Origin of the sequence: Methylococcus sp. EFPC2 (genome assembly GCF_016925495.1) — a bacterium.
Lineage (GTDB): Bacteria > Pseudomonadota > Gammaproteobacteria > Methylococcales > Methylococcaceae > EFPC2.
In genome coordinates this window covers 2,761,219-2,775,898 of sequence record NZ_CP070491.1, presented here as the reverse complement: position 1 = coordinate 2,775,898, position 14,680 = coordinate 2,761,219, and the positions used below count along the sequence as shown (strand labels likewise).

Annotated in this window: 11 protein-coding genes; 6 read left to right on the top strand and 5 right to left on the bottom strand. The window is 59.1% G+C overall.

Annotated features, from left to right (window positions below; translation table 11 throughout):
* The first annotated feature begins 835 nt into the window (after positions 1–835).
* Positions 836–3,676: an RNA polymerase-associated protein RapA gene (rapA, locus tag JWZ97_RS11755; protein ID WP_205429310.1), complete on the top strand. Its 2,841-nt coding sequence runs from the start codon at positions 836–838 to the stop codon at positions 3,674–3,676.
* A 10-nt stretch (positions 3,677–3,686) separates the two neighbouring features.
* Here the strand turns inward: rapA and queC are convergent, their stop codons facing one another.
* Complete coding sequence (gene queC, locus JWZ97_RS11750) at positions 3,687–4,358, bottom strand: 7-cyano-7-deazaguanine synthase QueC (protein ID WP_205429308.1); 672 nt, start codon at positions 4,356–4,358, stop codon at positions 3,687–3,689.
* A 121-nt stretch (positions 4,359–4,479) separates the two neighbouring features.
* Here queC and JWZ97_RS11745 point away from each other — a divergent pair, with 121 nt between their 5' ends.
* Together JWZ97_RS11745 and JWZ97_RS11740 are read left to right on the top strand one after the other, a co-directional pair.
* Positions 4,480–5,466: a nodulation protein NodZ gene (locus tag JWZ97_RS11745; RefSeq protein ID WP_205429300.1), complete on the top strand. Its 987-nt coding sequence runs from the start codon at positions 4,480–4,482 to the stop codon at positions 5,464–5,466.
* Between the two features lie 101 nt (positions 5,467–5,567).
* Positions 5,568–6,764, top strand: a complete 1,197-nt coding sequence (locus JWZ97_RS11740; protein ID WP_205429298.1) for a glycosyltransferase family 92 protein — start codon at positions 5,568–5,570, stop codon at positions 6,762–6,764.
* Positions 6,765–6,779: 15 nt separating this feature from the next.
* Here the strand turns inward: JWZ97_RS11740 and JWZ97_RS11735 are convergent, their stop codons facing one another.
* The 4 genes from JWZ97_RS11735 to JWZ97_RS11720 all read right to left on the bottom strand — a co-directional run bounded on the left by JWZ97_RS11735 (position 6,780) and on the right by JWZ97_RS11720 (position 10,642).
* Positions 6,780–7,814, bottom strand: a complete 1,035-nt coding sequence (locus tag JWZ97_RS11735) for an alpha-1,2-fucosyltransferase (protein WP_205429296.1) — start codon at positions 7,812–7,814, stop codon at positions 6,780–6,782.
* Positions 7,793–8,332, bottom strand: a complete 540-nt coding sequence (locus JWZ97_RS11730; RefSeq protein ID WP_205429294.1) for a c-type cytochrome — start codon at positions 8,330–8,332, stop codon at positions 7,793–7,795. The genes JWZ97_RS11735 and JWZ97_RS11730 overlap by 22 nt, the downstream gene beginning before the upstream one ends.
* Complete coding sequence (gene soxC / locus JWZ97_RS11725) at positions 8,319–9,596, bottom strand: sulfite dehydrogenase (RefSeq protein ID WP_205429292.1); 1,278 nt, start codon at positions 9,594–9,596, stop codon at positions 8,319–8,321. Before soxC ends, JWZ97_RS11730 begins: the two co-directional genes overlap by 14 nt.
* A 68-nt stretch (positions 9,597–9,664) precedes the next feature.
* Positions 9,665–10,642: an ABC transporter substrate-binding protein gene (locus tag JWZ97_RS11720; protein WP_205429290.1), complete on the bottom strand. Its 978-nt coding sequence runs from the start codon at positions 10,640–10,642 to the stop codon at positions 9,665–9,667.
* Between the two features lie 576 nt (positions 10,643–11,218).
* On the opposite strand from JWZ97_RS11720, the gene JWZ97_RS11715 reads away from it, so the two are divergent.
* Genes JWZ97_RS11715 through JWZ97_RS11705 form a run of 3 tightly spaced genes read left to right on the top strand, consistent with a single transcriptional unit; the run spans position 11,219 to position 14,680 of the window.
* The gene (locus JWZ97_RS11715; RefSeq protein WP_205429288.1) at positions 11,219–12,577 is read left to right on the top strand and encodes a Na(+)-translocating NADH-quinone reductase subunit A; all 1,359 of its coding nucleotides are present in this window, start codon (positions 11,219–11,221) and stop codon (positions 12,575–12,577) included.
* On the top strand, positions 12,577–13,782 hold the full coding sequence (locus tag JWZ97_RS11710; RefSeq protein ID WP_205429286.1) for an NADH:ubiquinone reductase (Na(+)-transporting) subunit B: 1,206 nt from the start codon (positions 12,577–12,579) through the stop codon (positions 13,780–13,782). Before JWZ97_RS11715 ends, JWZ97_RS11710 begins: the two co-directional genes overlap by 1 nt.
* Positions 13,775–14,680, top strand: coding sequence for a Na(+)-translocating NADH-quinone reductase subunit C (locus JWZ97_RS11705; protein WP_205429279.1), 906 nt, complete (start codon positions 13,775–13,777; stop codon positions 14,678–14,680). The genes JWZ97_RS11710 and JWZ97_RS11705 overlap by 8 nt, the downstream gene beginning before the upstream one ends.

The following is a 14,680-nucleotide window of genomic DNA, read 5'->3' as shown; positions in this document are numbered from 1 at the left end:
GCGGGTTTTTTTATGCCGTCTGCTTTCCCGCGCTTCCTGCGGACATCGGGAGCGTACGCGTACAAAACGCAGAAAATTACGTCTTTCCTGTGAAGTACTTCATAGGTGGCACGGGCGAAATCATGCACCATAGCGCTGCGGCACATAGCACGAGGTGCAGACTATGTCAGTGTTAGGTTTCGATTATCAAGTTTCATCCCATCGGTTTTTGCGACAGGAGTCGGGTGGCGTCAGCAGTATCGCAACGTATCGGGAAATCGAAGCGAGTAATGACGAGACGTTTGAGCCAAGCGGGGAGGGCGATTGGTCTGAAGACGATCGGGATGTGAGCGGCGATTATGTGATCTTGATTTGGTAGGGGCCTCGGAAATTCGAACGGTATTTTTCATGATGCGGGGGTACGGGATAGGAAACCCTGCCCCCGCGCGGCAACGGTGATGCCTGCATCCGGGTGTTGCCATGCTCAGCCCCGGTGGAGTGCGGGCGAAATCCGAATTTTCACACTCTCGGGTCGCTGCCGCGTTAAGCCGGCGCGACTGTAGTCCCCCAACACGCTGCCGCTGGCAGCGACCTCCAGTGTTCCTGTTTGAACGGGCCCCGTGAACGGATCGGCGTGGAGCTCTGGCGTCGATGGAGCTCCGGGAACTCGGGTTCTCCTTGTGTTCGGTTCTGCAAGCGGTTTCGTGTCGGTCATCGAGACGATGCGGGGCGGCGAGATGCACCTGGCTCCACCCGGCAGAGCTCGTGCAGACTGGGCCCATCATCCGATGATAAGGTCTCGCCATGCGCTCTGCTAAAATCTCCGCTCCATTCCCTCTTTGCGGAGACACCCGTCTTGACCAATTTTGCTCCCGGCCAGCGCTGGATTAGCGAAACCGAGCCCGAACTGGGGCTTGGCACACTGATAGAAGCCGCCCACAATCGCCTTACCGTGCTTTTCATCGCCAGTAGCGAGCGTCGAACCTATGCGGCCGACAATGCGCCGCTCACCCGCGTCCGCTTTACGCCCGGCGACCGGGTGGAAAGCGTGGACGGCTGGGCCATGGAGGTGGAGTCCGTCGAAGAGAAGGAGGGCCTGCTCTGCTATCTGGGTCTGGATGAAGATGGTGGCGTGCGCCGCCTGGAAGAGATGGACCTCAATCATTTTCTGCAATTCAACAAGCCCCAGGACCGGCTGTTCACCGGCCAGATCGACTCGTCGGCGCTGTTTGGCCTGCGCGTGCGTACGCTGAAGAAATTAGGCGAGCTGGCGCAGTCTCCGGTGCGGGGCCTGATCGGTCCACGGACCAGTCTGATCCCTCATCAGCTCTATATCGCCCACGAAGTGGCTGGCCGCCAGGCGCCGCGGGTGCTGCTCGCCGACGAGGTGGGGCTGGGCAAGACCATCGAGGCCGGGTTGATCATACACCACCAGTTGTTGACCGGCCGCGCCGAGCGGGTTCTTATCCTGACGCCCGAACCCCTGGTGCATCAATGGCTGCTGGAAATGCGGCGGCGCTTCAACCTGAACTTCAGTTTGTTCAACGACGAGCGCTATTGGCAGGGCGAAGACCAGAATAATCCTTTCCAGGACGAGCAACTGGTGTTGTGCGGGCTGGACTTTTTCCGTGACGAGCCGGAGCGCCAAGCTCGCGTGCTGGAAGCCGGCTGGGATCTGTGCGTAGTCGACGAGGCTCACCACTTGGAATGGTCGGAAGAGGCTCCCAGCGCGGACTATCGCCTGGTGGAGTCCCTGGCCCACGACGTGGCTGGCTTGCTGCTGTTGACCGCGACGCCGGAGCAACTGGGCAAGCACAGCCACTTTGCGCGACTGCGCCTGCTCGATCCCGACCGTTTTTATGATTATCAACGCTTCCTCGCCGAGGAGGCGGAGTACGAGAGCTACGCCAATCTGCTGGAGCCCTTGTTGGGTGAGGCGCCCCTCGATGATGCAACCATCGAGGGGCTGGCGGGCGTGTTGGCCCTGGACCGCGCCGAAGATTTGCTGGCCCAGGCCAACGACGGGGTGAACGGTCCTGCCGTCCGGCAACAATTGATACGGCTTATATTGGATAGGCACGGAACTGGCCGTATCCTGTTCCGCAATACCCGCGCAACGGTCCAGGGTTTCCCGGAACGGAGCGTGCGAGCCCATCCGTTGCCCTTGCCCGAGGTCTATCGGGTGTCGGCGGACGCTCCGCTGGAACAGCTCCTCTGTCCGGAATTGTCCTATCCCCGCGATCAGGAAACGCCCTGGTGGCGGTTCGATCCGCGCGTGACCTGGCTGACCGATACGCTACGTGGCCTTCGCCCGGCCAAGGTTCTGGTCATCTGCGCCCGGGCGCAGACCGCCATCGATCTGGAGGATGCGCTGCGGGTGCTCGGCGGCATCAATGCGGCGGTGTTTCACGAGGGTCTGAGCATCGTCGCCCGTGACCGCGCCGCCGCCTGGTTCGCTGACGAGGACGAGGGCGCCCAGGCGCTGGTCTGCTCGGAAATCGGTAGCGAGGGGCGCAACTTCCAGTTCGCTCATCATCTGGTGCTGTTCGATCTGCCGCTCAATCCGGATTTGCTGGAACAACGCATCGGCCGTTTGGACCGCATAGGGCAAAGCGCCACCATACAGATCCATGTGCCCTATCTGGCCGGTGCCCAATCCATCCTCTTCGACTGGTATCGACACGGCCTGGATGCGTTCGGCCAACCGTGCCCCGCCGGGCAGGCGGTTTATTTACGGCTGGGCGACAAATTGCGGACCTTGCTGCGGCAGCCCGACGCAGCCTTGCAAGCCGAGTTGATCGATCAGGCCCGACGGTTGAACGCCAATTTGCTGGCCGATCTGCACAACGGTCGGGATCGGCTGCTCGAACTGAACTCCTGCCGCAAAGACGAGGCCGATGAACTCGCCGGCTTGATACGCGTGGCGGAAGGCGAAGATGAGCTATGGCCTTATCTGGAAGACGTGTTCGACGCTTACGGAGTCACCAGCGAGGAGCATTCCAGTCACTGCCACATCCTGTTGCCGGGCGATCACATGCGGGTGTCGCATTTTCCTGAGCTGCCCGAAGATGGCGTCACCGTCACGCTGGATCGCGGCATCGGTCTGGCGCGTGAAGACATGCTGTTCTTGACCTGGGAGCACCCTCTGGTGCGCGGCGCCATGGACTTGATCCTCAACAGCGAGCATGGCAATGCCGCATTCGCCATGGTACGCCATGAAGCGCTCCGTCCCGGCCAATTGTTTCTGGAGGCGGTCTACCAGATGGAATGTCCGGCCCCCCGCCGGCTCAACGCCGCGCGTTATCTGCCGCAGACCCTGCTCCGCTTGCTCATCAACCAGGATCACGAGGATTTCAGTCACTTGCCGGCCGAACACCTGGTCGACCTGCCGCGACCGGCCGACCGCACCGAGGTGACACCTTTGCTGCGCCGTCAGCGCAAGCTGATCGAGCGCATGCTGGCTTACACCGGCAAAGTGGCGGAAAAGCGGCTGCCAGGAATGGTGTCCGTCGCCACCAAAGAAATGTTGGATACCGCAACCGCCGAGCTGAAACGCTTGTCGGCGTTACGCAAGGTGAATCCTTCCGTGCGCCAGGAGGAACTGGACGTGCTCAAGCAAAACGCCGTCGAATTGCATGGCCATCTGCAGGCCGCGCGTTTGCGGCTGGATGCGTTGCGAGTAATAGTCACAGCCTGATAATCCCGGCTCACTCGCGGTAGCGCGTCGGGTCGGCCACGCCGGCGGCTCGAAAACCCGCCGCGCGCAGCCGGCAGGAGTCGCACACCCCGCAGGCCAGACCCTGGGCATCGGCCGAGTAACAGGACACGGTATGGGCGTAGTCGACGCCCAGATCCAAGCCGGTCCGGATGATCTCGGCCTTGCTGAGGGTCAGGAGCGGCGTATGGATGTGCAAGGCGTGGCCTTCCACGCCCGCCTTGGTGGCCAGTTGGGCCAGTTGCTCGAATGCGCGGATGAATTCAGGACGGCAGTCGGGATAGCCGGAATAATCGACCGCGTTGACGCCGATGAAAATGTCATGGGCGCCCAGCACTTCCGCCCAGCCCAGGGCAAAGGCCAGAAACACCGTATTGCGGGCCGGCACATAGGTGACTGGGATGCCCTCCTGGGGATGGTCAGGCACGGCGATGCGCCGATCGGTCAGGGCCGATCCTCCGATCGAGTCCAGGCCTATGCGCACCAGCTTGTGCTCCGCCACCCGCGCTTTTTCGGCGATGCGTCGCGCGGCGTTCAATTCCGCTCCGTGGCGCTGTCCGTAGTCGAAGCTCAAGGCATGGCAGATATATCCCTGGTCTTCGGCGATCGCCAGGACCGTCGCGGAATCGAGTCCTCCGGATAGGAGTATTACGGCTTTTTTCATGTATTTGAGTCTCTGATGCTGACTATTTCTTGCTATTCTGCGGGTACTTGGTTAAATATCGGTATGAAACTGGCAGTTTTAGGGCGCTTCCTTATTGAAAACCCGGTGTAACGAGGCCTAGATGAATTTGAGACACATGTGGTGGAAAATCGCGGCGCTGAGAACCCCCGGGGACGTACTGGAGGCCGTCGATTCCGCAATTAAGCCTTACTACTATCCCTGGGCGCAAAGATGGAATAAAGGCGTTTTTGCCATCGAGTTTCATAACCCAAAAATGGGTTTCTTTGCCAAACTCAACTGGTGTTTATTCATACTTCATTACTGCGAGCGGAATGGCCTTGTTCCCTATTTGGAACTGACTTCCGAAAACTACGTCTCGCATCAGCGGGGGAGGGATTGGTTCAAATACTACTTTAACAACCTGGCGCTCCGCAATAAAGGCTACGATGAATCGTTCCGGCCGAAACATGTCACCAGAGTTCGTAATATCAGCGAGTTACGATTGCCGGGGTGGTGTTACCATGAGTTGAGCCTGGAACATGCCGCCGAGTTGTTCAGGCATAACATAGGCGTGCGTCCGGAGATATCCGCTGAAGTCGACGATTATTGCGAAAAATATTTTTCAAGCCGCACCGTCCTGGGTGTTCATTTTCGAGGCACCGACAAAGCCATAGAGGCTCCGCGAGTAACTTGGGGATATTGCCGGGAGACCATACTCAATTATCTGCACGCTCATCCTGACATTGATGCCTTATTCGTGACGAGCGATGAGGCGGCCTTCATTCACTATATCAGGGAACATTTCACAGACATTACCGTTCTGTCTCGCGACGATCATTTTAGAAGCGACGGAACGGCGCCGCTGCACGTTCTCGGATCCGGGGGCGATAACTATCTTAAAGGGGTCGATGCCCTGGTTAATTCCCTGTTGCTTTCCAGATGTTCGACCATAGTCCGATCGTCGTCATTTTTATCCGCCTGGGCGTCCATATTCAATCCGGCAGTTCCTGTTATCTTGTTGAACAAGCCGCACGAGAGCGCTATGTGGTTTCCGGAGGTTAGAATCATGGAGAGGTCTCTGGATAAATATCTTCCGGACGCTGGCTGAGCGCTCCATTCCTCGAAAACTACCTTGGTCTGACGATGGTTGCAAAAGTCCAAAACGCGCCGACCATCTTCTGCATTGGCACCGACCCCGGATGACATTCCATGAATACCGGATTAGTAAAACATATTAAAGACATCGGCAAGAAGATAGGACTGGACGTGATCGTCAATATGGTCCAGAAAAAGGCGCCGATTTGGTTCTTTTACACAAAAAATCTGTTTCAGTCGTCGTACGGCGATAGGCGGGAAATAAGGCTTAATGGACGCCCCGCCATTTATGACATTTTTTCGTGTCGAGACAACCAATATATAGGCATCGTCGGCCGCTATGACAGCGTATCGGATCCAGCACTACTGCGGTGCATTTTTCCTTCCGGGCAAGTTTCCAGTGGCATCCTGATCGACGATGAAGCTCACGAAATCGAGGGGCAGCAGGTTCTGCTGCTGCTTTTTCCCGTGCCGGAAGAGGAAAAAAACAAAGCCCAGACTTCGATAAACTTGAAAATCGAGTCTTTGACCTTGGTGTCCGACTTCAGGGTATTCCTCGGCCAGCCAGGCAGGAAGGAACTGCTGTCGGTGAGTACCTTGATGAAGGATGAGGATCGTTTTTTGCCGGAATGGATAGCCTACTATAAGCTGCTCGGAGCTACCCATTTCTATATTTACGACAACCGGAGCATCAAGAGAGGCAAAATCCGCCGCTTGTTACGCCCGTTCATAGAGGAGGGCTCTGTGACGCTCATCGATTGGGACTATCCCTACGAGTCGGGTGCCATAGACAATAGTTGGCGATTTTGTCAGCGAGGACAGATGCACCATTGCCTTTACAAATATGGCGACCGGACCAATTGGATGCTGTTTATAGATGTGGATGAGTTCATATTTCCTGTCGCAGGGGGCGAGAGTTTAAAACCTATACTTGATCAGTATGGTGACGACCCAAGCGTCGCCGGGCTTCAATTCAAAATGATCTGGTTCGGCAATTCGGGCTTTCAAACGGTGCCCGCTGGTTTGGTTATTGAAAACTATACCCGGCGAGCTCCCCGTGTCTTGGAAGCCGGCAGGGAAAAGTGCGCGGTTAAGCCAGGTTTGACCGAGTTGCTGTTCATCCACGATGTGAAGTCGTCCTTGCCCGGGACGCGAGTCGTTTCGGTATCTCCGGAGGAGTACCGCATCAATCATTACTTCGCCACGAGTTCAAAGCGGCAACGTCGCGGCAATACGGATCATAACGAAGTCGCGGATCTCGGGATGGAGCGATTTTGCCGGCCCATCAAGAAAAGCCTAGCCCTAGAGTAATCCTGTCGTTGCGTCTCAAACGGTATGTTTGGTATTCCACCTTTGCGTAAGTCCGGCTTCCAGCTTGCTCATGCGATTGAAAAGTCTACCCTTGAGGATTTCGATTTTCTGCCCGACCCGAAGGGCGATATCGGGATTTGAGCATTCCAACAGTGGATCGCTGTTCCACGGGTCGAACGATGTGAGCCGCTTTTCAATACAGTTGGGCCTGGCAAACAGTCTGCCGCTCCCGTTCAACATGGCGGCCGAAAACGAGAATGTGCTGTTCGAGATAGCCAGGGCGTCGCACTGGCTCAGGATGAAGAAATCCGGATAAAACTCGGCCCTTTCCATATGAGCTCCGATGTCTTCGGCGGTGACGGGATTATATTTCCGAAAATCCCGGATGACTTTGACCGGCTCATCGCTTGCGATAAACAGCACCGGGTTGAGCTCACGCTCCCATAATTCGGATAACCACTTCTTGTACCATTTGTTCGGCGGTATGAAGTAATTGCCGTAGCCGAAATCGCCCCTTCTCAAGTGCATTCCGATCAATGTGCCGTATTCTCGCCTCAACTTTCCCAGGCTGTTTTCGAGCTCGGTTTTGATGTCGGGGACCGGCCTGAATAAACTCGTGAACAAGCTCTTATAGGGTCTGTAATGCGAAGTGTGGAATAAGAAATACCCCCATAAATCGATATCGTGGGGCGCATCAGCCATGGGTTCCCTTAGGCTTCCCAGGAAGTCATGCTCGGCTTCTTTGACCTGTTTGTGCGCGACTGCCGGCTCCGGTTCGGAGTGGCCGAATAAAACTTGTCCGATCCAGTCCGGGGTTTGCAGGTTTAAACCGTACTTTTCGGCATATATCCGCAGGAAAGCGTACTGGAATACCTGGTTTCCGAATCGACCGTTGCGCCCCAACGTCGACATCGAAATAAGTTTTTTTGCGGGTGCCTCATGACTGTGCATGGCGATGTCTTCCTGATTAAGTCCGGTCCGGTTGCTTGCGTGCGGGTTATGTAATTGCACGGTACTCTGCACGCTCGCTATCGCTTTATGTCCACCCATTCGAATCCTTCGCGGTTGGGCATTTGCACCTTGGCCAGGTTTTGGGGTCCGATCTCGGCATTTTCTTCGATCAAACCGTTGATGTGCAGCAGGTAGGCGGTGACCGCGTAGATCTGGTCGGTGGTCAGCGAACCCGGCGCATCGAGCGGCATGGAGCGGCGGACGAAGTCGAATACGGTCGTGGCGTAAGGCCAGTAGGCGCCTATGGTCTTGTCGGGATGAGGTCCTTTGAGATTTTCCGTCGTTCCCCCCGCCAGTTCTTCGGCGCTGCCGCCTGCCCCTTTGGGGCCATGGCAAGATCCGCAATGGTGTTCATAGATGGTCTTGCCGTCGGCCGCTTTTCCCCGGCCCGGCGGCAAACCCTGGCCATCCGGATAAACGGTCATGTTCCAGGCGGCGATGTCGGAAGGGCTGGCCGGTATTCCCAGGTGCGGGCCTTCCGGCGCCTGGCCTTGGGCCCCGGCGGTGAGGGCCAGTCCGCCCAGTACCAGCAGAACGCGTGGCTTAGGCGTAGACATGGTGCACGCTCCCGTCGGGTTCTACGGCCCAACTGACGATGGCGTTGTAATGAAAATAACCGTGCCGGCCGCGTTGAGCGATCAAGTCGGACCTTGCCGGCTGCACATAACCGGTCTCGTCGGTTGCCCGGCTTTGCAATATCTGCGCTCCTCCGGACCAGTGCCAAGGAATTTGGAAACGGGTGAAGGCGCAGGACAGGATAGGGTCCTGCAGTTGCGCTTCGGCCCAGGTCTTGCCCCCATCGGCCGAGACGTCGACCTTGCGGATCTTGCCGCGCCCGCTCCAGGCCAGGCCGGAAATTTGGTACAGACCGGGTTCCTGCAAGCGGTAGCCGTAGGAGGGGTGTGTGATGAGTGACTTGGCATCCATGTGGAAGGTGAACTGCCGCGCCTTGCCGTCCGCTTGCAGTTCGGTGTACTTGGCGGTCTCGTTGCGAGCCATGGTGGGCCGATCGGTGACTTCCAGCCGGCGCAGCCACTTTATCTGCGTAACGCCCTCCCAGCCGGGCAGTATGAGGCGCAGGGGGTAGCCGTTTTCCGGGCGGATGGGTTCGCCGTTTTGATAAAGCGCCAGCAGCGCATCGTCCAAGGCTTTTTCCAGAGGAATGCTGGCATTGATGGCGGCCGCATCAGCACCTTCAGCGATGATCCAGCGCGCTTCGGGTTTCACGCCAGCCTCCTCCAGCACGGTGGCGAGCGGCACACCGGTCCACTCGCTGTGGGAGACCAGGCCATGCATGTTGCCGGCCAAAGCCTGCATGGGCTCCTCATGCCAGCCGGCGTTGCTGTTGCCGCCGCATTCGACGAAACAGACGCGCGAGCGCATGGGATAACGGTGCAAGCGTGCGGGGTCGAGGAATATGGGCTTCCGAACCAAGCCATGGACCAGCAGACGGTGCTGCGCCGGGTCTATCTGCGGAACCCCGTTGTGATGACGCTCGAAATGCAGGCCCGATGGCGTGATCGTGCCGGCCAGCTTGTGCAGGGGGGTCCAGGAAATGCCGTTGCCGGGCGCTTGGGCATTGGCGGAAATCCAGCGTATGACGTCCTTCTCGTGGGGCGACGGCTGGCCGTAATTGGATAAGGGCTGGCCTGGTCTGGACATCCAGACCGGCCTGTCCAAGGCGTCGGCCATTCCGGTTTCGGCGGTCAGGGCGGCGACGCCGAACACCATGCCTCGCTTGAGGAACAAACGCCGGTCCAGCAGGCCGCCCCCGGCGACGGCAGGCATTTCGGTGAGGGTGGGAGGCGGCGTGTCGGGCATGATGGCGGCTCCGGTTCGAAACGGTAAGCTGAGTGTAATGCCCGCACTCCCTTCGGGAAAACCGAGTTTTAGGGCTTAAGCTCGTAGGGCCAAAAAATTTCCGCCGGAAGCTTCTCCGCTTTGCCGATCAACTCGGCGCCGCCAGTCTGGCGCAGCAGCGCATAGAGCTTCGCCACATCGCGCTTTTCCGCTTCGCCCCAACTCTTCACCTTGCCGGCGCAATACTCGCGGCGCAACACGCCCTGCAATTTCACGTCGGGCTCATCGGTCAGCGGCAGGATCTTTTGCCAGGCGGAATCCGATTCGCACAGCAGGTTTCTCGCTTCGCCCGCCGCTTTCAGAAAGGCATCCAGCGCCGGAGCGTGGCTGCCGGCCCAGGATTGCTTGAACACGTAACCCAGATTCGGCAAGGGTTCGGAAATGCCCAAGCCCTGCAAAGCCTCCCGTCCGTCCAGCACGCGCCGGTAACCCTGCGCCTCCAGCTTGGCGGCGTAATGCCACAAATCCAGCAGGGCATCCAGTTTGCCGTCACGGAGTTGCTGATTGAGCAGGGGGGGCGCTCCGAAAACCTTGTCGACCGCCTGATTCAAGTCGAGCTTGGCGTCTTTTTGTGCCAGAGCCCTGAGCATCGCCCAGTTCTTGTCGAGCGCTCCACCCGCGATGCCCAGGCGTTTGCCGGCCAAGTCCGCGACGCCTTTGATTGGCGAACCGGCCGGAGCCATCAATGCGCCGGCGTGGGTGGAATAGGGTATGAACCGGTAATCTGCGCCGGTTTGCTGCTGCTGGGCCACCCAGATCCAGTCGGTGGCGATCACGTCGACGCTACCCGCCCGCAGGCCGATCTTGCCTGCCTCGGGGCTGGCCAGGGTTTTGACTTCCAGGTCCAGGCCGTATTTCCGGTCCAGCCCTTCGTTGTGGATGGCGGCCAACTCCCAATTCACCGTGCCGAATGCCAGCACGCCGATCGTAAGGTGATGCGCGCCGGAGTCGGCGTTCGCCATCCAGGGCATGAAAACGAGCCACAATGCGAAGAAACGGGGCAACATGAGCCGATACTCCAAAGTGAGATGGGGCGAGAATACACGATAACGGGGCGAAATTTGGCGCGCGCAGTTTACGCCACCCATCCCGGCTGCTTGTAGTCCTCGAGCGCGGATGATTAACGTTTGAAGGCGGGGGGCGCGGTCCATCGACGATGCCCATGCCGCACTTGCCGGCAGCGGGGTTGTCGCGTCCTCGACCCGGCGGGTGGTTTCCTCGTTCGCTCCCGCCCGAGTCATGAGCGCGCCATGAGGATGCGGCCGTATGCAGGGCGTACCGACGATATCGCAGCGTCCCGATGCCGATACTTGGAAACAAGGTGTTGACGATACGTGCCGGAAATCGGCCGCTATCCAGCCGGGTTTCGGATTGTCCGGGCATGGGCTTTATGGTGTAATGCGACCCCGATTTATCATTGACTTAGTGCGTCCGCCGGGATCGATTGCCTGCTGTGCAACGGCCGTTCGGCGAGGCTCGCTGGGTTGGCACCCTATCTATCCCTCCCTGGTATTCACACCGCTGATGCAGGAATGCGAGGGGGTTGGTTTGGCCGTTTTTTTGTCTGATAAACAGGCTCTATTATGTCAATTAAAATTACGAAAGGCTTGGATCTGCCGATCACGGGGGCGCCCGAGCAGACGATATTTGGCGACGGGGGTGTCGCCAAGTCGGTTGCCCTGATAGGCTTGGATCATGTGGGGCTCAAGCCCTCCATGAATGTCGCCGAGGGTGATAAGGTCAAGCTCGGCGACGTGCTGTTCTCCGACAAGCAGCACCCGAGCGTGGTCTTCACCTCCCCTGGCGCGGGCACCGTCAAGGCCATCAATCGTGGTCACAAGCGCGTGCTGCAGTCGGTGGTCATCGACCTGGACGGCTCCGACGATCAGGTGACCTTCCAGTCCTATCCGCAAGCCGATCTGGCGAATCTGAGCGCCGAGCAGGTCAAGCAGAACCTGCTGGCTTCGGGGCTGTGGACCACCCTGCGCACCCGCCCCTACAGCAAGATTCCCAACCCGGAAACCTCCCCCCGTTCGATCTTCGTCAGCGCCATCGACACCAATCCGCTGGCGGCGGACCCGGCCGTGGTCATCAAGGACCGGGCGCAGGATTTCGCCAATGGCCTGACGGTGATTTCCAGGCTGACGGAAGGCAAGGTCTACCTGAGCAAGGCTCCCGGTGTGGCCATCGCCGCCAGTGCGCCCAGGGTCGAGACGGCCGAATTCGAAGGACCGCATCCGGCCGGCCTGGTGGGCACCCATATCCATTTTCTGGACCCGGTCAGCGCGGCCAAGACCGTCTGGCATCTGGACTATCAGGCCGTCATCGCCATCGGTGCCTTGTTCACCACCGGCAAGCTGAATGTCGAGCGCGTGGTGTCCTTGGCCGGTCCTGCGGTCGGCAAACCCCGTTTGGTGCGCACCCGCGTCGGCGCCAACCTCAGCGACCTGGTCACCGGCCAGATCGCGACCGACAAGGAGACCCGCGTCATTTCCGGTTCCATTCTGAACGGCCGCAAGGCGGAAGATTGGGGAGCCTATCTGGGACAGTACCACTTGCAGGTTTCCGTGCTGGAAGAGGGCAGGGAACGCGAGTTCATGGGCTGGATCATACCCAGTCGCGAGAAGTTCTCCTTCCTCAACGTGCTGCTCTCCAGCCTGCCCAAGGAACGTGGCCGCAAGTTCCCGCTGCACACCAGCAAGTTCGGCAGCCCGCGCGCCATCGTGCCGGTCGGCGTTTACGAGGACGTTATCCCGTTGGACATCCTGCCGACCCAGTTGCTCAAGGCGCTGGTGATAGGCGACACCGACCAGGCCCAGTCCTTGGGTGCCCTGGAACTCGATGAGGAAGATCTGGCCCTGGCCACCTTCGTCGATCCGGGCAAGCACGATTTCGGTATCGCGCTGCGACAGAATCTTACCCAAATCGAGAAGGAAGGCTAATGTCTGCTACCCGAGCATTTTTAGACAAGCTGCACCCGCACTTCGCCAAGGGCGGCCGCTTCGAAAAGCTGTACCCCGTCTATGAAATGGTGGATACGTTTTTGTATTCGCCGGCCGACGTGACTGCGGGCGCCACCCATGTGCGCGACGCGATCGACCTCAAGCGCGTCATGACCTATGTCTGGATCGCCGCGCTGCCCTGCATGCTGGTGGCCCTGTTCAACACCGGCTATCAGGCCAATCATGCCATGGAGGCGCTGGGCGTGGCCTCGGCTCCGGGCTGGCGCGGTGCGATCCTGGATGTCTTCGGCTACAACCCGGCCAATCCGATCTCCGATCTGCTGCACGGCGCGCTTTATTTCTTCCCGGTCTACATCGTCACCCTGGTGGCGGGCGGCATCTGGGAAGTCTTGTTCGCCACCGTACGCCGTCACGACGTCAACGAAGGTTTCTTCGTGTCGTCCATCCTCTTCGCCCTGACCCTGCCGCCGGATATTCCGCTGTGGCAGGTGGCTTTGGGCATCTCCTTCGGCGTGGTGATCGGCAAGGAAGTGTTCGGCGGTACCGGCAAGAACTTCATGAATCCCGCGCTGACCGGCCGTGCCTTCCTTTATTTTGCCTACCCGGCATCCATGTCCGGCGATTCCATCTGGACCGCCGTGGACGGATTCAGCGGCGCGACCACCCTGGGCCTGGCCGCTCTGGGCGGTCTGGACGGAGTTCATGCCGCCGGCATTTCCTGGTGGAGCACCTTCTTCGGCATCGAACAGGGCTCCATGGGCGAGACTTCCACCCTGGCCATCATCGTGGGCGCCGCCTTCCTGATCTACACCCGCATCGCCAACTGGCGCATCATCGCCGGCACCGTGCTGGGCCTGGTCGTCACCTCGATCCTGTTGAACATCATCGGCAGCAACGACAACCCGATGTTCGCCTTCCCCTGGTACTGGCATCTGACCGCCGGCGGCTTCGCCTTCGGCGCCGTCTATATGGCCACCGATCCGGTGTCCGCCGCTCAGACCCAGGTGGGCCGCTGGATCTTCGGCTTCCTGGTCGGCTTCATGACCGTACTGATCCGCGTGGTCAATCCGGCATTCCCGGAAGGCATCATGCTGGCGATCTTGTTCTCCAACATTTTTGCGCCGTTGATCGACTACTTCGTAGTGCAGGCGAATATCAAGAGAAGGGTGAAACGTCATGCCTAATAGCAATCAAACAGCGCAGTTCTCCGACAAGTTCGCCGGCTGGGTGGAGCGAGCAAACGTCTACGCGCAGCGCATCCTGTCGCTGCCCAATGACAGCTTCGAAAAAACCATCGCGGTGGCCTTCGCCCTGTGCCTGGTCGGCGCGGTGCTGGTGTCCGGTTCCGCGGTCATCCTGAAGCCCTTGCAGGTCGCCAACAAGGAAGCCGACGAGAAGGTCAACATCCTGGAAGTGGTCGGTCTGCTGGAAAAAGACACCAACGTCGACGAAGCCTTCAAGAAGTTTGAGGCCAAGATCGTGGACCTGGAAACCGGCGACTACATCGACGCCGTCAACCCGGCCACCTACAACCAGCGCAAGGCCGCCAAGGATCCGGGCTCCAGCTACGAGATTCCGGCCGACAAGGACATCGCCAAGATCGGCCGCAAGCCGCGCTACGCCAAGGTCTATCTGGTGAAGGAAGAGGGCAAGACCAAGGCGGTGATCCTGCCGGTCAACGGCTACGGCTTGTGGTCGACCATGTACGGCTACCTCGCCCTGGAAGCCGATGGCCAGACGGTCATCGGGCTGAATCTGTTCGACCAGGCGGAAACCCCCGGCCTGGGTGGCGAAGTGGTCAATCCGAAGTGGAAGGCCTTGTGGAAAGGCAAGAAGGTCTACAAGGAGTCCGGCGAGGCTGGCAAGGAATTCTTTGCCAAGGACCATACCGAAGTCGGTGAACCGGTGCTGGGTCTGGTGAAGGGCTCGGTCGATCCGAGCAAACCCGGTTCCGAGCATCAGGTCGACGGATTGGCGGGCGCCACCCTCACCAGCAACGGCGTGACCAATCTGGTTCGCTACTGGCTGAGTTCCGAAGGCTTCGCCCCCTACTTGGCCAAATTCAGATCACAAAGAGGTTAA